This window comes from Pseudomonas versuta (genome assembly GCF_001294575.1).
GTDB classification, from domain to species: Bacteria; Pseudomonadota; Gammaproteobacteria; order Pseudomonadales; family Pseudomonadaceae; genus Aquipseudomonas; species Aquipseudomonas versuta.
On sequence record NZ_CP012676.1, the window covers coordinates 3758454 to 3779626 of the forward strand.

At 60.0% G+C, this 21173-nt stretch carries 17 protein-coding genes and 1 other RNA gene; 15 read left to right on the top strand and 3 right to left on the bottom strand.

The features are described from left to right. Positions 1–21 precede the first annotated feature (21 nt). A complete protein-coding gene (locus AOC04_RS16910; RefSeq protein WP_060695345.1) occupies positions 22–789 on the bottom strand; it encodes a GntR family transcriptional regulator in 768 nt (255 codons plus the stop codon). A gap of 252 nt (positions 790–1041) precedes the next feature. Between AOC04_RS16910 and AOC04_RS16915 the strand changes: the two genes are divergently transcribed. From AOC04_RS16915 to ssrA, 7 genes are all read left to right on the top strand, one after another. Further along, positions 1042–2736, top strand: a complete 1695-nt coding sequence (locus AOC04_RS16915) for a lactate permease LctP family transporter (protein WP_060695348.1) — start codon at positions 1042–1044, stop codon at positions 2734–2736. Between the two features lie 139 nt (positions 2737–2875). Continuing rightward, positions 2876–3697 (top strand): (Fe-S)-binding protein, encoded by an 822-nt coding sequence (locus AOC04_RS16920; protein WP_060695350.1) that lies wholly within the window; start codon positions 2876–2878, stop codon positions 3695–3697. Continuing rightward, positions 3694–5154, top strand: a complete 1461-nt coding sequence (locus AOC04_RS16925) for a LutB/LldF family L-lactate oxidation iron-sulfur protein (protein WP_060695352.1) — start codon at positions 3694–3696, stop codon at positions 5152–5154. Before AOC04_RS16920 ends, AOC04_RS16925 begins: the two co-directional genes overlap by 4 nt. Beyond that, on the top strand, positions 5151–5822 hold the full coding sequence (locus tag AOC04_RS16930) for a LutC/YkgG family protein (RefSeq protein WP_060695353.1): 672 nt from the start codon (positions 5151–5153) through the stop codon (positions 5820–5822). The genes AOC04_RS16925 and AOC04_RS16930 overlap by 4 nt, the downstream gene beginning before the upstream one ends. Next, entirely contained in the window at positions 5819–8623 is a 2805-nt protein-coding gene (locus AOC04_RS16935; protein ID WP_060695356.1) for an FAD-binding and (Fe-S)-binding domain-containing protein, read from the top strand. The genes AOC04_RS16930 and AOC04_RS16935 overlap by 4 nt, the downstream gene beginning before the upstream one ends. Positions 8624–8863: 240 nt before the next feature. Beyond that, the gene (locus AOC04_RS16940; RefSeq protein WP_060695358.1) at positions 8864–9163 is read left to right on the top strand and encodes a hypothetical protein; all 300 of its coding nucleotides are present in this window, start codon (positions 8864–8866) and stop codon (positions 9161–9163) included. Between the two features lie 76 nt (positions 9164–9239). Beyond that, positions 9240–9631, top strand: a transfer-messenger RNA (tmRNA) gene (gene ssrA, locus AOC04_RS16945). Positions 9632–10204: 573 nt separating this feature from the next. Here ssrA and AOC04_RS16950 read toward each other — a convergent pair. Further along, positions 10205–10981 carry a DNA-binding transcriptional regulator gene (locus AOC04_RS16950; protein ID WP_060695360.1) on the bottom strand — a complete coding sequence of 259 codons (777 nt, stop codon included), beginning with the start codon at positions 10979–10981 and terminating at the stop codon, positions 10205–10207. 134 nt (positions 10982–11115) lie between these two features. On the opposite strand from AOC04_RS16950, the gene AOC04_RS16955 reads away from it, so the two are divergent. From AOC04_RS16955 to AOC04_RS16990, 8 genes are all read left to right on the top strand, one after another. Next, positions 11116–12774 carry a bifunctional 3-(3-hydroxy-phenyl)propionate/3-hydroxycinnamic acid hydroxylase gene (locus tag AOC04_RS16955; RefSeq protein WP_125878549.1) on the top strand — a complete coding sequence of 553 codons (1659 nt, stop codon included), beginning with the start codon at positions 11116–11118 and terminating at the stop codon, positions 12772–12774. Between the two features lies 1 nt (position 12775). Further along, on the top strand, positions 12776–13729 hold the full coding sequence (gene mhpB, locus AOC04_RS16960; RefSeq protein ID WP_060695363.1) for a 3-carboxyethylcatechol 2,3-dioxygenase: 954 nt from the start codon (positions 12776–12778) through the stop codon (positions 13727–13729). A 17-nt stretch (positions 13730–13746) separates the two neighbouring features. After that, entirely contained in the window at positions 13747–14610 is an 864-nt protein-coding gene (locus AOC04_RS16965) for an alpha/beta fold hydrolase (RefSeq protein WP_060695365.1), read from the top strand. Positions 14611–14624: 14 nt separating this feature from the next. After that, entirely contained in the window at positions 14625–15431 is an 807-nt protein-coding gene (mhpD, locus tag AOC04_RS16970; protein ID WP_060695367.1) for a 2-keto-4-pentenoate hydratase, read from the top strand. Positions 15432–15463: 32 nt separating this feature from the next. Then, the gene (locus tag AOC04_RS16975) at positions 15464–16399 is read left to right on the top strand and encodes an acetaldehyde dehydrogenase (acetylating) (RefSeq protein ID WP_060695368.1); all 936 of its coding nucleotides are present in this window, start codon (positions 15464–15466) and stop codon (positions 16397–16399) included. A gap of 10 nt (positions 16400–16409) precedes the next feature. After that, on the top strand, positions 16410–17429 hold the full coding sequence (gene dmpG / locus AOC04_RS16980) for a 4-hydroxy-2-oxovalerate aldolase (RefSeq protein WP_060695373.1): 1020 nt from the start codon (positions 16410–16412) through the stop codon (positions 17427–17429). A gap of 85 nt (positions 17430–17514) precedes the next feature. Further along, the gene (mhpT, locus tag AOC04_RS16985; protein ID WP_060695376.1) at positions 17515–18720 is read left to right on the top strand and encodes a 3-(3-hydroxy-phenyl)propionate transporter MhpT; all 1206 of its coding nucleotides are present in this window, start codon (positions 17515–17517) and stop codon (positions 18718–18720) included. Between the two features lie 72 nt (positions 18721–18792). Then, complete coding sequence (locus AOC04_RS16990) at positions 18793–20058, top strand: OprD family porin (protein ID WP_060695378.1); 1266 nt, start codon at positions 18793–18795, stop codon at positions 20056–20058. Between the two features lie 187 nt (positions 20059–20245). Here the strand turns inward: AOC04_RS16990 and AOC04_RS16995 are convergent, their stop codons facing one another. Then, positions 20246–21127: a LysR family transcriptional regulator gene (locus tag AOC04_RS16995; RefSeq protein ID WP_060695380.1), complete on the bottom strand. Its 882-nt coding sequence runs from the start codon at positions 21125–21127 to the stop codon at positions 20246–20248. Positions 21128–21173: the final 46 nt, after the last annotated feature.

Consider the following 21173-nt stretch of genomic DNA (forward strand, 5'->3'; position numbering starts at 1 on the left):
CGCTCCTGCAGATCTGGCATTTCACAACCCATTACGCCGCTCTGCCCGCGCCATGCGCTGAACTTCCTGACGCACTTCTTCCAGCACTTCCTGCACATACACCAGATGCCGGCTTGCCACTTCCCGGGCATCTTCCGCACGACCCTCGATAATTGCCAGGTACAACTCGCGGTGCTGACTGATCAGCATGTCGCGCGTTTCGCTGCGCTGCTTGTACATGCCGCCGATATTGGTCACCACGTTGCGCTTGAGCAGATCGAATAGCCCGCGAATCGTGTGCAGCAACACGGCATTGTGACTGGCCTCCGCAATGGCCAAATGGAAACTGGCATCAGCTTCGCCCTCCTCGGCCCGACTAACTTCATCGACCCGCGCATAACAATCCTGCAACTGCTCGAACGCCAGGCGCAGGCGCTCACGGTCCATCTCGGTTGCACGCAATGCCGCGTAATACGCACATGACGCCTCAAGGGTATGCCGGAACTCCAGCAGATCACGCTGCGCTTCGGGGTTGCTTTCCAGCAGTTGCAGCAACGGGTCGCTAAACGTCGTGCCCAGCGAACTCGCCACATAATTGCCGCCGCCCTGGCGACTGACCAGCAGACCTTTGGCCGACAACTTTTGAATCGCTTCACGCAATGAAGGGCGCGACACACCAAATTGTTCCGCCAGCGCACGCTCAGCCGGCAATCGCTCGCCGGACTTCAGCGTTCCCTCAAGGATCATGCCCTCAAGCTGCTCGACAATATCGTCCGACAAACGGCGCTGACGAATTTGATCAAACCCCATAACTGCTCTCCACCCTCCCAGCCACGCGCCGGGGGTCGCTATTCTCGCCGATTGGCGCAATCGGCACACTCATCAGAAACGCCGCTCTCGACCCCATCAGATGCACTGAACACGAACACCGCGAGAAAAGATTTAAGAGCGGCAAATTGACACATACCGCATAACGCTTTTAACCTAGCCGATAGCGGTTGTAAATTGGTAATACCAATTATCCAAATGCGCTCGACCAATAACAATTAGGGGCCACCCCATATGCAAACCTGGCAACAGCTCTATAGCCCGCTCGGCAGCCTCGGCCTGTCCGCTCTCGCGGCTGTCATTCCGATTGTGTTCTTCTTCCTGGCCTTGGCCGTGTTCCGTCTCAAAGGACACGTCGCCGGGAGCATTACCCTCGCCCTGTCGATTGTGGTGGCCATTTTTGCCTTCCAGATGCCTGTCGACATGGCCTTCGCAGCAGCCGGCTATGGATTTGCCTACGGCCTCTGGCCAATTGCCTGGATCATCGTTGCCGCGGTGTTCCTCTACAAACTGACGGTTAAAAGCGGCCAGTTTGAAATCATCCGCAGCTCGGTCCTGTCGATCACTGACGACCAGCGTCTGCAAGTGCTGTTGATTGGCTTCTGCTTCGGAGCGTTCCTAGAAGGTGCCGCCGGTTTCGGCGCGCCGGTCGCGATTACTGCCGCATTGCTTGTAGGCCTGGGGTTCAACCCGCTGTACGCCGCGGGTCTGTGCCTGATTGCCAACACCGCCCCCGTGGCCTTCGGCGCCCTGGGCATCCCGATCATCGTCGCAGGCCAGGTAACGGGTATCGACTCATTCAAGATCGGCGCCATGGCTGGCCGCCAGCTGCCTTTGCTGTCGCTTTTCGTACCGTTCTGGCTGGTGTTCATGATGGACGGCCTGCGCGGCGTGCGTGAAACCTGGCCAGCTGCCCTGGTAGCCGGCTTAAGCTTCGCCGTCACCCAGTACTTCACCTCGAACTTCATTGGCCCTGAACTGCCGGACATCACCTCGGCCCTCGCCAGCCTGGTCAGCCTGACGCTGTTCCTGAAAGTCTGGCAGCCAAAGCGCACTGCTGGCGCACAGATCGCCGGCGTGTCCTCTGACGTAATCGTGACCGCCAGCGCAGGAGGTTTCGGCAAGCCAAGCAACCTCATGGCTTCGCCTTACAGCCTGATGCAGATTCTCAAAGCCTGGTCGCCGTTCCTGATCCTCACCGTTCTGGTGACCATCTGGACCCTCAAGCCGTTCAAGGCCCTGTTCTCACCGGGCGGCTCGATGTATGGCTGGGTGTTCAACTTCGCCATCCCGCACCTTGATCAATTAGTGATCAAAACTGCCCCCATCGTAAATGCACCGACCGCCATTGCTGCCGTGTTCAAACTGGACCCGATTTCAGCAACCGGCACAGCGATTTTCTTCTCTGCATTGATCTCGATGCTGATCCTGAAAATCAACATCAAAACTGGTCTTACCACTTTTAAAGAGACCCTCTACGAACTGCGCTGGCCGATCCTGTCCATCGGCATGGTGCTGGCCTTTGCCTTCGTCACCAACTACTCGGGCATGTCTTCCACCATGGCTCTGGTACTGGCAGGTACAGGCGCGGCGTTCCCGTTCTTCTCGCCGTTCCTCGGCTGGCTGGGCGTGTTCCTGACCGGCTCCGACACCTCGTCGAACGCCCTCTTCAGCTCGTTGCAAGCCACCACTGCACACCAGATCGGCGTCAGCGACGTATTGATGGTCGCGGCCAATACCAGCGGTGGCGTGACCGGCAAGATGATTTCTCCGCAATCGATCGCCGTGGCGTGTGCGGCCACCGGCCTGGTGGGCAAAGAGTCCGACCTGTTCCGCTTCACCCTCAAACACAGCCTGTTCTTCGCCACCATCGTTGGCCTGATCACACTGGCACAGGCCTACTGGCTCACCGGCATGCTGGTGCACTAATAGGGCTATGGTTACTGCACGATAAAAGGCGCCGGCCTGCATGCCGGCGTCAGTCATTCAAAACCCGGTCTGCCTGGCGGCTGAAGACGGTTTCAGCTGCTGACGCGGACACATAACCGGGACCACCCGGAGACGCCTGATGAGCGAGCTTTTTTACAACGCCGTGCCGAATGCGACCCGCGTCGCCCCGCCTCTTCCAACACTTCGTCAATACCCTTCGAAGCCGCGCAAGGTCTATCTGTTTGGCACCTGCGTAGTGGACCTGTTCTTCCCCGAAGCCGGGATGGACGCCATTCACCTGATCGAACGCGAAGGTATCGCAGTCGACTACCCCCAGGGCCAGAGCTGTTGCGGACAACCGGCTTACACCTCCGGTTACACCGATCAGGCCCGCGAAGTGGCACGTTCACAGCTGGCGTTGTTCGCCGAAGATTACCCCGTGGTCGTGCCGTCCGGTTCTTGTGCCGGGATGTTGCGCGAACACTACGAAGACTTGTTCAAGGACGAACCCGAGACCTTGAAAAAGGTCCATGCCCTGGCCGAACGCACCTTCGAACTCACCGAATTCCTGCTGTTCGTGTGCAAGGTGCAATTCAAGGACAGTGGTGCCCCCGTCAAAGTGGCACTGCATACCTCATGCTCCGCCCGGCGCGAAATGAACACCCACCTGCATGGCCGCGAAATGCTCGCGCAACTGAGTAATGTTGAGCGCATCGACCACAGCCACGAAAGTGAATGCTGCGGTTTTGGTGGGACATTCAGCGTACGCATGCCGGATATTTCCGGGGCCATGGTCGCCGACAAGACCCGCGCCTTGATTGAAACCGGCGCGCACCAGGTACTGACTGCCGACTGCGGCTGCCTGATGAATATCAATGGCTCGCTGGAAAAACAGAAACAGGCCCTGCGCGGCCAGCATCTTGCCAGCTTCTTGTGGCAGCGCACCGGAGGACAGCAATGAGCACTAGCACACTGATCCCCACCGTCGCAGTTGAAGAAGACTTCCGCGAGCGCGCCCACGAAGCCTTGGCTGACACGCAACTGCGAAATAACTTCCGCAGTGCCATGGACTCGTTGATGACCAAACGCGCCGCGTCCTTCAGCGACGCCCATGAGCGCGAGCATTTGCGAGCCCTGGGCAATGCCGTGCGCGCCCGCGCCTTATCCAAACTGCCCGACCTGCTGGAACGACTGGAAGCCAACCTGACTCGCAACGGGGTACAGGTGCATTGGGCCGAAACCGTCGACCAGGCCAATGAAATCGTGATGTCGATTGCTCGCCGGCGCGCTGCCAAGCAAGTGATCAAAGGCAAATCGATGGTCAGCGAAGAGATGGAGATGAACCACGTGCTTGGCGCCCAAGGCATTGAATGCCTTGAGTCCGACATGGGCGAGTACATCGTTCAACTCGACAACGAGAAGCCATCCCACATCATCATGCCCGCGATCCACAAGAACGCCGGGCAAGTGGCTGACTTGTTCCACGAAAAACTCGGTGTGGACTACACCAAAGACGTCGATCAATTGATCCAGATCGGCCGACGCGTCCTGCGCCAGAAATTCTTTGAAGCTGACATCGGCGTGTCCGGGGTCAACTTCGCGGTCGCCGAAACAGGCACCCTGTTGCTGGTGGAAAACGAAGGCAACGGCCGCATGTCCACCACCGTGCCGCCGGTGCATATCGCCGTAACCGGCATCGAAAAAGTCGTCGAGCATCTACGTGATGTGGTGCCGCTGCTGTCATTGCTGACACGCTCGGCCCTCGGCCAGCCGATCACCACCTACGTCAACATGATCTCCGGCCCGCGCAAACCCGGCGAACTGGATGGCCCCGAAGAAGTGCATCTGGTACTGCTAGACAACGGTCGCAGTCAGGCATTTGCCGACAGCGAGCTACGTCAGACGCTGAACTGCATCCGTTGTGGTGCCTGCATGAACCACTGCCCGGTGTACACGCGCATTGGCGGTCATGCCTACGGCGAGGTTTACCCCGGTCCGATCGGTGCAATCATCACGCCGCACATGGTGGGCCTGGCCAAAGTGCCGGATCACCCTAGCGCCTCGTCGCTGTGCGGTGCCTGTGGCGAAGTGTGCCCGGTAAAAATTCCGATCCCGGCCCTGCTGCGCCGCCTGCGCGAAGAGAACGTCAAAGCACCGGATGCCTCGCCCCGAATCATGCGCGGCCAGGGCAGCAAGTACTCGCGCAAAGAGCGTCTGGTCTGGAACATGTGGGCCAGGCTTAACAGCTCCCCCACCCTGTACCGCGTGTTTCTCAAGGCCGCTACCCGCCTGCGCGGGCTCACGCCGAGCAATGTCGGGCCGTGGACGCAAAACCACAGCGCCCCCAAACCCGCTGCCCGCTCCCTGCACGATATGGCCCGCGAGCACTTGGCGAAGAAATCGGGAGACCCGCGATGAGCGCTAAACAAAACATCCTCAACAAGCTGCGCAACAGTCTGACAGGGACCACACCGGTGCCTGACAACTTCGACGAAGTGCTGGTCACAGAGCCATGGACCTACACCCCGGAACAACGCATCCCTCAGCTACGCAAACTGATGGAAGCGGTGCATACCGAGATCCACCTCAGCACCGAACAGGACTGGCCGGCGCTGTTGGCGCAATTGGTCACCGACCGGCAGTTACCGAGCCTGTTGATCGCGCCCGCCACAGCACACGGGCAGAAAGTGACGACGCATTGGGCGCAGAATCCTGGGCTGCCGACTCTCAAGGCCTACAACCGTCCCGTGGAAGAATGGAAAGCCGAACTGTTCAATGACACCCCGGCCAGCCTGACCACGACCCTGGGCGCAATTGCCGCCACCGGCAGTTTGATCATGTGGCCGACGGCTGAAGAGCCGCGCTTGATGAGCCTGGTGCCACCCGTGCATTTCGCCCTGCTCAAAGCCAGTGAAATCCGCGACAACTTCTATCAAGTGCAGCGAGAAATGAACTGGGCAGCCGGCATGCCAACCAATGCCCTGCTGGTGTCCGGCCCATCGAAAACCGCCGACATTGAGCAAGTGCTGGCCTACGGTGCCCACGGTCCGAAAGACTTGGTGGTGTTGATCCTGGAGGATGCATGAGCCTGCCCGCTGCCTTTGTGCGAGACGCTGAACGATTGATCGCGCAAGACCGCCGTTTCGACGATCCGCTTTCAACCCTGGCTTTTGGTACTGACGCGAGCTTTTATCGGCTGATTCCCAAGCTGGTGATACGCGTCGAGTCTGAGGACGAAGTAGTCGAACTGTTGCGCCTCGCCCGCCGCGACCAGGTGCCGGTGACGTTTCGCGCCGCCGGCACCAGCTTGTCGGGCCAGGCCATCAGCGACTCGGTGCTGATCGTGCTTGGGGATAACTGGAACGCCAAGGAAATACGTGGCCAGGGTATGCAAATCCGCCTGCAACCCGGCGTCATCGGCGCCCAGGCCAACGCCTGGCTGGCACCATTCGGGCGCAAGATCGGCCCTGACCCGGCCTCGATCAACGCCTGCAAAATCGGCGGCATCGTCGCCAACAATGCCAGCGGCATGTGTTGCGGCACCGCGCAAAACACCTACCACACCCTGGCTGGCCTGCGCGTAGTACTGGCCGACGGTACCCGGGTCGACACCGAAGACGCGAGCAGCGTCGCCGCCTTCCGCCAAAGCCATGGCCCATTGCTCGAACAGCTGGCGACATTGGCCCGCGAGACCCGCGCCAATACCGAACTGGCTGCAAAAATTCGCCATAAATACCGTCTGAAAAACACCACCGGCCTGTCACTCAACGCCCTGGTGGATTTCGACGACCCGCTGGATATTCTCAGCCACCTGCTGGTGGGCAGCGAAGGCACTCTGGGCTTTATCAGCGCGGTGACCTACGACACGGTGATCGATCATCCGAACAAAGCCTCGGCACTGATCGTGTTCCCCGATGTTGAAACCTGCTGCAACGCCGTCACCGTCCTGAAAAATCAACCGGTGTCAGCCGTAGAACTATTGGACCGTCGCAGCCTGCGCTCGGTGCAGGACAAGCCGGGCATGCCGGCTTTCGTACAACAATTGTCGGCCAATGCCTGTGCCCTGCTGATCGAATCCCGCGCCGCAACCTCGACTTTATTACACGAACAACTGGCACAAATCATGGCGTCAGTGGCGGCGTTCCCGGTCGAGAAACAAGTCGACTTCACCGAGGACCCGGTCGAAAACGCCAAGCTGTGGGCAATCCGCAAAGACACCTTCCCGGCCGTCGGCGCCGTACGCAAAACCGGGACCACGGTGATCATCGAAGACGTGACCTTCCCGGTCGAACAACTGGCCATCGGCGTCAATCGCCTGATCGAGCTGTTCGACAAACACCACTACGACGAAGCGATCCTGTTTGGCCATGCACTGGAGGGCAATCTGCACTTCGTCTTCACCCAGGGCTTCAACAACCCCGAAGAAGTGGCGCGCTACCAGGCGTTTATGGATGACGTGGCGCAGCTGGTTGCCGTGGAATTTGGCGGTTCGCTCAAGGCTGAACATGGCACCGGGCGCAATATGGCGCCGTTCGTAGAACTGGAATGGGGCAGCGATGCCTACCAGTTAATGTGGCAGCTCAAGCGCTTGCTGGACCCCCAGGGCATTCTCAACCCCGACGTGGTCCTCAGCGAAGACCCGCACATCCATCTCAAGCACCTTAAACCGATGCCCGCCGCAGACGAGATTGTGGATAAGTGCATCGAATGCGGTTTTTGCGAGCCGGTCTGCCCATCAAAAGGCCTGACCCTCAGCCCGCGCCAGCGGATTGTGATCTGGCGCGACATTCAGGCCAAAAAACGCGCAGGGATTGACACCCTTGAGCTAGAAAAAGCCTACGCCTACCAAGGAATCGACACCTGCGCCGCTACCGGTTTATGCGCACAGCGTTGTCCGGTCGGCATCAACACCGGCGAGCTGGTAAAAAAACTCCGGGCCCGCAGCGCAAGGAATGTGAAAACCGCCGACTGGTTGGGCAATCATTTTGCTACCACGCTGCAAGGTGCCCGTTTCATGCTGCATGCGGCCAATGGCGCACGCATGTTGCTGGGCGCGCCACGGCTGGGCAAAATCTCGGCCGCACTGACCAAAGCCAGCAAAGGCCGCGTGCCGTTGTGGACCAATGCCATGCCACAACCCGAACGCGCGATTCGACTCAGCCCTGCGGTCAAGGATGCACGACCGCGAGTGGTATATCTGGCGGCGTGTGTTTCGCGAGTGATGGGGCCGGCGGCAGGCGATAGCGAGCAAATGTCGCTGCTGGATAAAACCCGTGGTCTGCTGGAAAAAGCCGGTTACCAGGTTGTGTTCCCCGACGACATGGACAGCCTGTGCTGCGGCCAGCCGTTTGCCTCCAAAGGCTATGCCGAACAAGCGGAACACAAGCGCCAGGAACTCATCGGCGCACTGCTGCATGCCAGCCGCGGCGGGCTTGATCCGGTCTACTGCGACACCAGCCCGTGTACCTTGCGCCTGGTGCAAGACCTTAAAGAATCGCGTCTGGACCTGTATGACCCGGTGCGCTTCATCCGCACCCACCTTGTGGACAAGTTGAGTTTCACCCCGCAAGCCGCACCGATTGCTGTGCACGTCACGTGCAGCACCCAGCACTTGGGCGAAAGCCAGGCACTGATCGACATCGCACGCCTGTGCAGTACCCAGGTAGTAATTCCCGAAGGGATTCATTGCTGCGGGTTTGCCGGCGACAAGGGCTTCACCACACCGGAGTTGAACGCCCACTCGCTGCGTACTCTGAAGGACGCCGTACAGCATTGCAGTGAAGGTATATCGACAAGCCGCACATGCGAAATCGGTCTGAGCCAGCATGGCGGGATTGATTATCACGGGCTGGTGTATCTGGTAGACCGGGTGACCACCGCTCTGTAAGAGCGGGATTGCTCCCACAGTTTTTGGCAGTTTTTGTGGGAGCTGGCTTGCCAGCAATGCCCTTCCGGCCACCCAAAAATCGCCCCGCTTTTGGGCACAAAAAAAATGATTCAATGATGGCCAAATACAAGCAGAACTCCTGAGCACGGCTATAGTCAATTGGCTTGATGCCCCACGATTTGGGGCATATAACCGAGCCCGGAAACACCGGGCCTATCATGTGCACAAGGAGTTTTCCCCATGAAGCGTACCGCTCTTGCTGGTCTGTTTATTTCCGCTGTGATGTTGGCCTCTCCGGTGTTTGCGGCTGAAACCATTCCTGCGAAGGATGATTTGTGCGCCATCAACCTGCAAAAAATTGAAAACGCCATGGCTACTTCTGGCCAGACAAGCGAAAACACGTCCGACGACATCAAGGCCGGTTACGATAAGGCCAAAGCCGAAAAAGCTGGCGGCGATGACAAAGCCTGCATTTCTACCTCCACCCAAGTGCTCCAGCGGATCCAGGATGTCAACAAAGGTGGTGGTGACGGCAAGTAAACCCTTGATGGGGTTGGCCTTCTGCGCTGGATAGGCGTAGACTCCGCTAGCTTGCTGGTTATACACAGCAAGCATCGGGGCCGTTTAGGATTCGACGCCGGTTGCGAAACTCTAGGTGCATGCCGAGTTGGTAACAGAACTCGTAAATCCACTGTTGCAACTACTTATAGTTGCCAATGACGAAACCTACGAGGGTCAAGCTCTCGCAGCGTAAGCTGCCTTAGCCATCCTCCTGGTACCTTCGGGTCCAGCAATCACTAGGGGATGCCTGTAAACCTGAAGTGATTGTCATATAGAACAGGATCGCCGTGCAGTACGTTGTGGACGAATCGGCTAAAACTTACACAACTCGCCCAAAGCACCCTGCCCTTCGGGTCGCTGAGGGTTAACTTAATAGATACGGCTAAGCATGTAGTACCGACAGCGGAGTACTGGCGGACGGGGGTTCAAATCCCCCCGGCTCCACCAAATAGCTGTCCAGACCTGTCTCAGACAGTCTGCGAAACACCCAAGAAGCCCGCCCCGTGCGGGCTTTCTTGTTTCTGGGCATTCGTGAATACATCCACACAGCATTACGCGCCCCGCATATGCCTGCTTGAAGGCGCCCCACAGGGCAACAGAGCTACGCAACGGCCCTTCCAAGGTGTTCTGCCTATGGAATAGAAGGAGTTCCTGCCAGCTGTATCTCTGCAACGACGTGGCTCGGTTTGTCAGTGAACACGTTGAACTGCCTGGCCAACGCGCTTACTCGTCACGACCCCTTACCTGCAATTGAAGAGTCAGGTTGCCTTCGCCACTGGCGATATTGGCCATGGCTTCGACTGTCTGCCTGAGGGGGGCGAAATGCAGCGTACGCTCAGGCTGATAACGGTAGACAGCACCAGAGCGATGACTAACCCCAACAGCGCCATCTGCGTCAGGTCGTTGCCAATGTTGACCCGGCACATGATCATGACCGGCACAGCGTGCAGGCAACTGACGTTTACTCCCCCAACACCAGTAAGCCTTACCCGGTGAGTTAGCTATCAGACGCAGGCAACATCAGCCCAATTGAGCCTGGATCTGTCTCACTACGCCCAGCATCGCCGGCAAGTAGCGACGAGCGGCTTCCTCAATGGGCATCGCTTTAGCGATGTACACCAGGTTCAGGCAGCCCATCACCTGTTCGTGGTGCATGACCGGGATGGCAATGGCGGCGATCTTGCGTTCCAGGCCCCAGTGCGAGTTGTTTTCGCCATACCCCTTGGCCAGGGTGTGCTCCACCAGCCGATCGACAAAACGACGATCGGCGGCCAGCACCGATTGTTCATCTTCGCGGCTGATCATCAATTCGATCAGCTCTTCGCGCTCGGCGGGTGGGCAGAACGCAAAGTACGCACGCCCGGTCGCGGTCATTAGCAAGGGCAGGCGCCGGCCAACCATGGAGCGGTGAAACGACAGGCGGCTGAAGCGATGAGTGGTCTCGCGAATGACCATCGCATCGCCGTCCAGCGTGCACAGGTCGGTGGGCCAGATCACTTGCTGCAACAACTCTCCGAGCAAGGGCGCGGCGATGGAGGAGATCCATTGCTCATCGCGAAAACCTTCACTGAGCTCGCGCACTTTCAACGTCAGACGATAACTGTCATCCGACTCGCTGCGCCGCACATAACCTTCAGCCTGCAAGGTCTCCAACAGCCTGCGCACGGTGGTGCGATGCAGCCCGCTCTGCTCAGCCATTTGCGCGGTACTGGCGCCGCCGTCGAAGCGGTTCAAGCCATTAATCAGTGCCAAACCCCGCATCAGGCCACGCACGGCTTTGTATTCGGTCTCGCTCATGGCTGGATCCTTTATTGTTGTAAATCAATCATGTGCATTCAGTGCACGCTAACAAGAGTTCTCGTTGTCGACCAGCCCTGTGATTTCCATACTTCGCTCAATAAGAAATCCAAAAGCGCTGTACGGAGATGACCATGAGTTCTGCATCCACTCCTTCCTCATCGAACCTGACCACCGATGTCGCGATTGTCGGCGCCGGCCCGGTTGGCCTGATGATCGCCAACTATCTGGGTCAATGTGGCGTGAACGTCACCTTGGTGGAAAAGCTCGCCAGCCTGATCGACTACCCCCGCGCCATCGGTCTGGACGACGAAAGCCTGCGTACTTTTCAAGCCGTCGGCCTGGCCGAGAACGTGCTGCCGCACACCACGCCGTGGCACGCCATGCGCTTCCTGACTCCCAAGGGTCGCTGCTTTGCCGATATTCAGCCGAAAACCGACGAGTTCGGCTGGTCACGCCGCAACGCGTTCATTCAACCCTTGGCCGACCGTGTTTTGTTCGAGGGTCTGGCGCGTTTTGCCAACGTCAAGGTGTTGTTCAGTCGCGAACTCGAAGGCTTCGAGCAAAGCGAAAGTGGTGTAGCGCTCACCCTCAAAAATTCAGAGGGACGCAGCGAGCGCTTGCAGGCCAAGTACCTGATTGGCTGCGACGGCGGCAACAGCCTGGTGCGGCGCAGCCTGGACATCAGTTTCGAAGGCAAGACCGCCCCCAATCAGTGGATCGTGGTCGACATTGCCAACGACCCGCTGGCCACGCCCCATGTTTACCTTTGCTGTGACCCCGTGCGTCCTTACGTGTCCGCCGCCCTGCCCCATGGCGTGCGTCGATTCGAATTCATGGTGATGCCCGGCGAAACAGAGACAGAGCTGAGCAAGCCCGAGAACATGCGCAAGCTACTGGCCAAGGTGTTGCCGAACCCGGACAACATCGAGTTGATCCGCAGCCGCGTCTATACCCACAACGCTCGTCTGGCCGGTCAGTTCCGTCAGGGCCGGGTGCTGCTGGCGGGCGATGCCGCGCATATCATGCCGGTGTGGCAAGGCCAGGGGTACAACAGCGGCATGCGCGATGCCTCGAACCTGGCGTGGAAGCTGTCGCTGGTGATCAAGGGGCTGGCGGCCGACAGCCTGCTCGACAGCTACGAACAGGAACGCCGCGACCACGCCAAGGCAATGATCAATCTTTCAGTGCTCGCGGGCCACGTGCTGGCACCGCCCAAACGCTGGCAAGGCACCCTGCGCGATGGCGTGTCGTGGTTGCTCAACTACCTGCCGCCGGTCAAACGCTACTTCGTGGAAATGCGCTTCAAACCGATGCCGCAATACTCCCGGGGCGCTTTGATCGTGCCGAGTGAAAAGGGCTCGCCGGTAGGCAAGATGTTCATTCAGCCGAAGGTGTTGACTGACGCCGGCACCACAGTGCTGCTGGATGAAGTGATCGGCGAAAACTTTGCAATTATCGCCTGGGGCTGCGATCCGACCTGGGGCCTGACACCGGCGCAAATTACGCAATGGAAAGCCCTGGGCACGCGCTTTATTCAAGTATTGCCGGATGTCCAGCTCAGAGCACCGAGTGATGCCGGCCCTGATGTGATCCGCGTCGGAGACAGCACCGGTCGTCTCAAGGAATGGTTCGCTCTCGGCACTTCGTCTATCGCTCTGGTACGTCCAGACCGCTTCCTCGCCGGCCTGGCCATCCCCCAGACCATTGACCAAACCTGCGAAGCACTGGCCCGGGCGCTCAAAGTCCTGCCGCAACCGGCTGCGAAAGCCGTTGTTAGCAAGGTGGCGTGATATGAGCGCCTATCTGCATTGCATGTCTCACACCCCACTGGTGGGCTACGTAGACCCAGAGCCAGAAGTGCTGGCCGAGGTCGATGACATGATCAGCGGTGCCCGTGAACGCATCGCCCGCTTCGACCCGGAGTTGGTGGTGGTGTTTGGCCCCGACCACTACAACGGTTTTTTCTACGACATGATGCCGGCCTTCTGCATCGGCATGGCGGCCGACGCCATCGGCGATTTCGACACCGCCGCCGGTCCCCTGGACGTGCCCAAAGCACTGGCTGAATCCTGCGCCAAGGCTGTGTTGGATGCCGGTATCGACGCCGCTGTGTCTTATCGCATGCAGGTCGACCATGCGTTCGCCCAACCCCTGGAACTCTTGCTGGGGGGCTTACAAGGTTGCCCGGTGATCCCGGTGTTCATCAACTCGGTCGCCGTGCCCCTGCCTGGCTTCAAGCGTGCCCGTCTGCTCGGTGAATCGATTGGCCAGTGGGCGCAGTCGCTGAACAAACGCGTGCTGTTCCTGGCCTCGGGAGGGTTGTCCCATCAACCTCCGGTGCCGGAACTGGCCAAAGTCGATGCGCGCATGGCCGATCGGCTGATGGGCAGCGGTCGCCAATTGCCAGCTAACGAGCGACAGGCGCGCCAGGAACGAGTCATCCAGGCTGCCCGGGATTTCGTTGAAGACCAACACAGTCTGCACCCGCTAAATCCGGTTTGGGACCAGCAGTTTCTCGACACCCTTGAACAGGACCGCCTCAGCGAACTCGATGCGCTGGGCAATGACGAGCTGTCGGCATTGGCCGGCAAATCCACACATGAAGTGAAAACCTGGGTCGCCGCCTTCGCCGCCCTTAGAGCCTTCGGCCCGTACCAAACCGAAGGTCGTTACTACCGTCCAATTCCCGAGTGGATTGCAGGCTTCGGCGCTATCGGCGCACAGCCGCTGAACAACCACCATTGAATTCAAGGAACTCTGCCATGACAACCACTGCATTCACCGAAGCTTCCACCAGCCGCTTTGCCCGTATCAAGGAAGGCGATCTGGACCTGCAACTGCACTACAACGACGTTGGCGAAGGTGCTGAAACCGTGGTCATGCTGCACGGCTCCGGCCCGGGCGCCAGCGGCTGGGCCAACTTCCAACGCAATATCGAGCCGCTGCTCAATGCCGGTTACCGCGTGATCCTGATGGATTGCCCAGGCTGGAGCAAAAGCGACACGATCGTCAGCGAAGGCTCGCGCTCGAACCTCAATGCGCAAGCGCTCAAGGGCCTGCTCGATGTGCTGGACCTGGACCGCGTACACATCATCGGCAACTCCATGGGAGCCCACAGCACCGTCGCCTTCGCCCTGGAATATCCTGAGCGGATCGGCAAACTGATCCTGATGGGGGGCGGTACCGGCGGCCCAAGCGCATTTGTTCCCCAGCCCACTGAAGGCATCAAGCTGATCGGCGCGCTGTACCGCGAGCCGACCATCGAGAACCTGAAGAAGATGATGAATGTCTTCGTTTTCGATGCCAGTGGCCTGACCGACGAACTGTTCCAGACCCGCCTGGACAATATTCTGGCGCGCCGCGAACACCTGGAAAACTTCGTCAAGAGCAGCACTCTGAACCCCAAGCAATTTCCGGACTTCAGCCACCGCCTGCACGAAATCACCGCCGACACCCTGATCGTCTGGGGCCGTGAGGACCGCTTCGTGCCGATGGACACTGGCTTGCGCTTGCTGGCCGGCCTGCCCAAAGCCCAACTGCATGTGTTCAACCGTTGCGGGCACTGGGCGCAGTGGGAACACGCCGAGAAGTTCAACCGCATGGTCCTGGACTTCCTGACCCACTGATCACCGAGGCCGACATGAACCTGACTCAAGACACACTGCGCCAGCTCGCTGCTGACCTGCGCCAGGCCGAAGCCCACGGCGAAGCCATCGGGCCACTGCGCGAGCAGATCGGCGAAAACAACGCCGAGGCCGCTTACAGCATTCAACGCCTCAACGTCGACCACGGCGTGGCCAACGGCCGTCGCGTGGTCGGCCGCAAGATCGGCCTGACCAATCCCAAGGTGCAGGCACAACTGGGCGTCGACCAGCCAGACTTCGGCACCCTGTTCGCCGACATGTGTTACGGCGATAACGCCAGCGTGCCGGTGAGCCGCGTGCTGCAACCGAAGATCGAGGCCGAAATCGCCTTGATCCTCGAACGCGATCTACCCTGCGCCGACACTACATTTGCCGACGTGGTGGCGGCCACCGGCTGGGTCGTCCCGGCACTGGAAATCGTAGGCAGCCGCGTGCAGAACTGGAACATCCGCTTCGTCGATACCGTGGCGGACAACGCCTCCAGTGGCTGCTTTGTATTGGGTGGGCCGGCTCGACGCATCGACGGACTTGACCTGCGCCAAGCCAGCATGCGCATGACCCGCAATGGTGAAGAAGTGTCCAGCGGCAGCGGCGCCGAGTGCCTGGGGCATCCGCTCAACGCGGCCGTCTGGCTGGCCCGGACCATGGCTCGCCACGGCGATCCGCTGCGGGCGGGCGACATCATTCTGACCGGCGCACTCGGGCCGATGGTGGCGGTGGCCGGGGGTGATCGTTTCGAAGCTGAAATTGAAGGCATCGGCACAGTCGGTGTGGACTTCACGGTAGACAGTAGCGCCGAGTGATCGGCGACTTGCGTGCACATGAGGCAATAACAATGAAGAAACTCAAAGTCGCCATCATCGGTTCCGGCAACATCGGCACCGACCTGATGATCAAGATCCTGCGTAACGCCAAGCATCTGGAAATGGCCGTGATGGTCGGCATCGACCCGGCCTCGGACGGCCTGGCTCGCGCCGCGCGCATGGGCGTGGCTGTGACCCATGAAGGCGTTGAAGGCCTGACCCGCATGGACTCCTTCAAGGACATCGACTTCGTGTTCGATGCCACCTCGGCCGGCGCCCACGTCAAGAATGACGCCTTCCTGCGTACGATCAAACCTGGCATCCGCCTGATCGACCTGACCCCGGCAGCCATCGGCCCGTACTGCGTGCCGGTCGTGAATCTGGAGCAGAATCTCGGTCAGCTCAACGTCAATATGGTCACCTGCGGTGGCCAGGCGACGATCCCGATGGTCGCAGCCGTGTCGCGCGTGGCCAAGGTGCATTACGCTGAAATCGTCGCCTCGATCGCCAGCAAGTCCGCCGGCCCCGGCACCCGCGCCAACATCGACGAGTTCACCGAGACCACCTCCAAAGCCATCGAAGTGATCGGCGGTGCGGCCAAGGGCAAGGCGATCATCGTGATGAACCCGGCCGAGCCGCCGCTGATGATGCGCGACACGGTGTTTGTGCTGTCTGAAGCGGCCGACCAGGCGCTGGTCGAGGCCTCCATAGTGGAGATGGCTGCGGCGGTGCAAGCCTATGTACCGGGCTATCGCCTCAAGCAGAAAGTGCAGTTCGACATCATCCCCGAAGACGCGCCGCTGAACATTCCCGGCCTGGGCAGATTCTCGGGGCTCAAGACCTCGGTGTTCCTCGAAGTTGAAGGTGCAGCCCATTACCTGCCGGCTTACGCCGGTAATCTCGACATCATGACCTCCGCTGCCTTGGCTACCGCCGAGCGCATAGCGCAGTCGATGCTCAACGCCTGAGGAGACCGACATGACCTTTAACCCCGGCAAAAAAATCTACATCAGCGACGTGACCCTGCGCGATGGCAGCCACGCGGTTCGGCATCAGTACTCGCTGCAGAACGTGCAGGACATCGCCCGCGCTCTGGACAAGGCCAAGGTCGATTCGATCGAAATCGCCCACGGTGACGGCCTGCAAGGTTCCAGCTTCAACTACGGCTTTGCCGCGCACACTGATCTGGAATGGATCGAAGCCGCCGCCGACGTGATCAGCCACGCCAAAATCACCACCTTGCTGCTGCCCGGCATCGGTACGGTTCATGACCTCAAAGCCGCGTACAACGCCGGTGCCCGGGTGGTGCGCATCGCCACCCATTGCACCGAAGCGGATGTCTCGAAACAACACATCGAGTACGCCCGCGAACTGGGCATGGACACCGTCGGCTTCCTGATGATGAGCCACATGATCCCGGCCGAACAGCTGGCAGAACAGGCCAAGCTGATGGAAAGCTACGGCGCGACCTGCGTGTACATGGCCGACTCCGGTGGCGCGATGAACATGCAGGACATTCGTGACCGTTTTCGCGCGTTCAAAGCCGTGCTCAAGCCGCAGACCGAAACCGGTATGCACGCGCACCACAACCTGAGCCTAGGTGTGGCCAACTCGATCACCGCGGTCGAGGAAGGTTGCGACCGCATCGACGCCAGCCTTGCCGGCATGGGCGCCGGGGCCGGCAATGCCCCGCTGGAAGTGTTCATCGCCGCCGCCGAACGCCTGGGCTGGAACCACGGCACCGACCTGTACACGCTGATGGACGCCGCTGACGACATCGTGCGCCCGTTGCAGGACCGGCCGGTGCGGGTCGACCGCGAAACCCTGGCGCTGGGTTATGCCGGGGTTTACTCAAGCTTCCTGCGCCACGCCGAGATCGCCGCTACCAAGTACGGCCTCAAGACCCTCGACATCCTCGTCGAGCTGGGCAAGCGCCGGATGGTCGGTGGTCAGGAAGACATGATCGTCGATGTGGCGCTGGACCTGCTCAAACGCTGAACCGTGCATCACCCCCGGCTGGTCGCCCACGCAGCGGCCGGACGGGTTTTCTTTGCCCACTACAACAATAAAACGGGTATTGCACATGACATCGCTAAACGTGATGACACCGTTACACATGGCGCGGACCATCGGTCTGTGTTTCCTCGTTGCCCTGATGGAAGGCCTGGACCTGCAAGCCTCGGGGATTGCCGCCCAAGGTATGGCGGCGGCTTTCCAACTGGATAAATTACACATGGGCTGGGTCTTCAGCGCCGGCATTTTCGGCTTGCTGCCCGGTGCCTTCCTGGGCGGCTTGCTGGCGGATCGTATCGGCCGTAAACGTGTATTGATGGCGTCGGTAGCCCTGTTCGGATTGTTCTCGCTGGTCACGACCATGGCCTGGGACTACAACAGCCTGCTGGTCGCCCGTTGCCTGACGGGCGTTGGATTGGGTGCTGCTTTGCCCAACTTGATCGCCCTTAGCAGCGAAGTGGCTGGCCCACGCCTGCGTGGCACCGCCGTGAGCCTGATGTATTGCGGTGTGCCGCTGGGTGCTGCGCTGGCGGCCGGCATTGGCATCGCCGATCTGGCCGGTGGCTGGCAGGTGGTGTTCTACGTCGGTGGCGTCGTACCTTTGTTGATCGTGCCGATGCTGGGCCTTTACCTGCCGGAGTCGGCGCTGTTTCGCAGCATCAAGGACACGCCGCCCGTCAGTGTGGTCCAGGGGCTGTTCCGCGATGGCGCGGCGCTGCCGACAGCAATGATCTGGGTCAGCTTCTTCTTTACCCTGATGGTGGTTTACATCCTGATCAACTGGCTGCCCAGCTTGCTGGTCGGTCAGGGTTTCAGCGGTCGCCAGGCCAGTTGGGTGATGCTGGCGCTGCAAATTGGCGCAGCGACCGGCACCTTGCTGCTGGGCTGGTTCATGGACCGCTTGCCGGCCTGGGCGCTGTCGGCGCTGATTTATCTCGGCATTCTCGCTTCGTTGACCGCCCTGGGTCTGGCCAGTGAGATGCAGAGCATGCTGGTGGCCGGGTTCGTTGCCGGCTTTTTCGCCACGGGCGGGCAATGCGTGCTGTATGCCCTGGCACCGCATTTCTATCGTCCGTCCGTGCGCACGACAGGTGTCGGCTGCGCGGTCGCCATTGGTCGATTGGGCGCCATGAACGGCCCGTTGGTGGCCGGCAAGATGCTCGCCTTGGGCACCGGCACCACCGGGGTGATGCTGGCCTCGGCGCCGGGGATTGTCATCGCGGCGCTGGCGATGTTTTACCTGTCTGTGCGGCGCAACAGCTCGCAAGCGGACTGACTTTCTCCCCGTGACACCCCGCGTCGCGATGGGCGCGGGCTTATTCCAACAACAATAAAAGTGAACACTGCCATGCTCAGGAACTCTCTTGGGACGCTCAGCGCCTGCGTTTTATCCCTTGGTCAGGCTTACGCCAGCGGTTTTGTCGACGACAGCCACGCCGATCTGGTGATGCGCAACTATTACTTTGACCGCAATTACGTGAATGCCACACCTCAGGCCGCCGCCCGCGAATGGGCACAGGGCTTCATTCTCAACATGCGCTCCGGCTTTACGCAAGGGCCGGTGGGGTTCGGCCTTGATGCTCAAGGTTTGCTGGGTGTGCGCCTGGACTCCTCACGCGCTCGCACCGGTACCGGCCTGCTACCGTATAGCGTCACCACCCGTGAGCCGGCCGATGAATATTCGGAGCTGGGTCTGACGGCCAAAGTCAGGGCGTCGAAAAGCGAGCTGCAATTGGGCACCATCAGCACGTTCCTGCCGATCGCTTTCGCCAGCCCTACTCGCCTGCTGCCACAGACGTTTCGCGGCGCGTACCTCAAGTCCCAGGAAATCGACAAGCTGACCCTGCACGTCGGCTGGCTCGACCGCATCAACCTGCGCGACTCCACCGACTACCAGAAAATGTCGGTGGCCTCGCCCAACGGGCGCTTCAATGGTGCGGCGCAGTCCGAACGCTTTACCTTCCTCGGAGGCGACTACGACTGGTCACCGCAACTGACCCTGAAGTACTACCACGCAGAACTCGCGGACCTGTACCGCAAAGACTTCTATGGCTTTATCGACACTCGGGCGATGGGCCCCGGCAGCCTGAAAAGCGACTTTCGCCTGTTTGTCACGGGTGAGGACGGTGCGGCCAAAGCAGGCACCGTAGACAACCGCAACGCCGCCCTGATGCTGACGTACAGCCTGGGAGCCCACAAATTAGGCGCCGGCTACATGCAACTGAGCGGCAAGACAGGCATGCCGTACCTGTTCGGCACTGAGCCGTTGGTGATCACCGAAGGCTCCCTGAGCTCCGACTTTCTGAACCCCAAGGAGCGCAGCTGGCAGGTGCGCTACGACTACAACTTTGTCGCCCTGGGTCTGCCCGGACTCAATGGCATGCTGCGCTACGTCAGCGGCGATAATATCGAGTTGCCCAAGTTGGGCGGCAGCAACCTGACAGAAAGCGAAAAGGACATCGAACTGAACTATGTGCTTCAGGGCACGCCCCTCAAAGGCCTGGCCCTGCGGGTGCGTAACGCCTGGTACCGCAACGACTTCAGCGCCCAGGCCAGCCATCGGGATGACAATGAGCTGCGGGTGAATGTCGATTACACATGGAAGTTATGGTGAGTGCCGGCCGGTTACCGGGTGAAGCGCCAATACTTGCATCACGAAGATGCGCGTACACCGTCAAGGTCTCCCCCTGCATCCTCTGAGGCATCACACCCGGTGCTTCTTGCATCCCGCATAACTTGATCACGATGATTGAGGCTTGCACCTGGGTGGGGCCTCATCAACTCGGTCGCGCGCGCAACATTTAATCTTCGACACGCTCAACGCTCAGAGCCTCCAGCAATACCCGCTCCAGGATGTCAAAGAAACCTCTGATGTGTGCCTGTTTCAACGCCTGAGGCCGAGTGACCAGATAGACCTCCATATCGGGCAACTCAAGGTCCAGAAACACTTCGTTCAGGCCCTTCGCCAAAATACGGGGCAGTACAGCCACGCCCATACCTCGCCTCACCGACTCCAGTTGTACGGCGAACGAGTTCACGCTGATTTGTGCACGGTCCAGACCCGCAGCCTTTGCGGCACGCATTTGAGGCAACATGTCCAGCGGAGGGAGCAAGGCGATGTTGACCGCCGTAGCCAGGCTCACCCCAGGAAACCGCTTCAGGTACCTGGCATCAGCAAAGACGCCGTAAGCGAGCTTGCCCATGGGGCGATAAATCAGCGATGGCTCTCCCAGGTGCGCGGTGCGCAGAGCAATGTCTGCCGCCCCGCGGACGATCTTGTGGAAGTCGGCGGTGACCATTAACTCCACGCTGCAACGCGGATGCAGGGAAGTAAAACGACTCGCAGCCTGCAGCACACAAGAAGAGAACCCCTCTCCGGCACTGACCAGAACACTGCCGCACAGCTCTGTTTGCCCCCCGGACACGTCCGCTGCCGTTTGGCGCCTTAACCCCGCCTCCGCAGCCACTGCAACTTCCACCAGGGATTGACCCCGCGCGGTCAACCAGCAGCCCTCAACGCCTCGCTCAACGAGTGGTTCACCCAGGGCCGCTTCCAGTTGGGTCAGGCGACGAGACACCGTAGACGCCGCGATACCCAGCAGTTGCCCGGCTTGAAGAAGGCTGCCACGCCGCGAGACCGCCAACAGCAGACGAAGGTCGTCCCAATTTGCTTGCAACGCCATACCTCCCATCCTCCCTGGTTTGCATATATGCAAAGCCATTATGCAG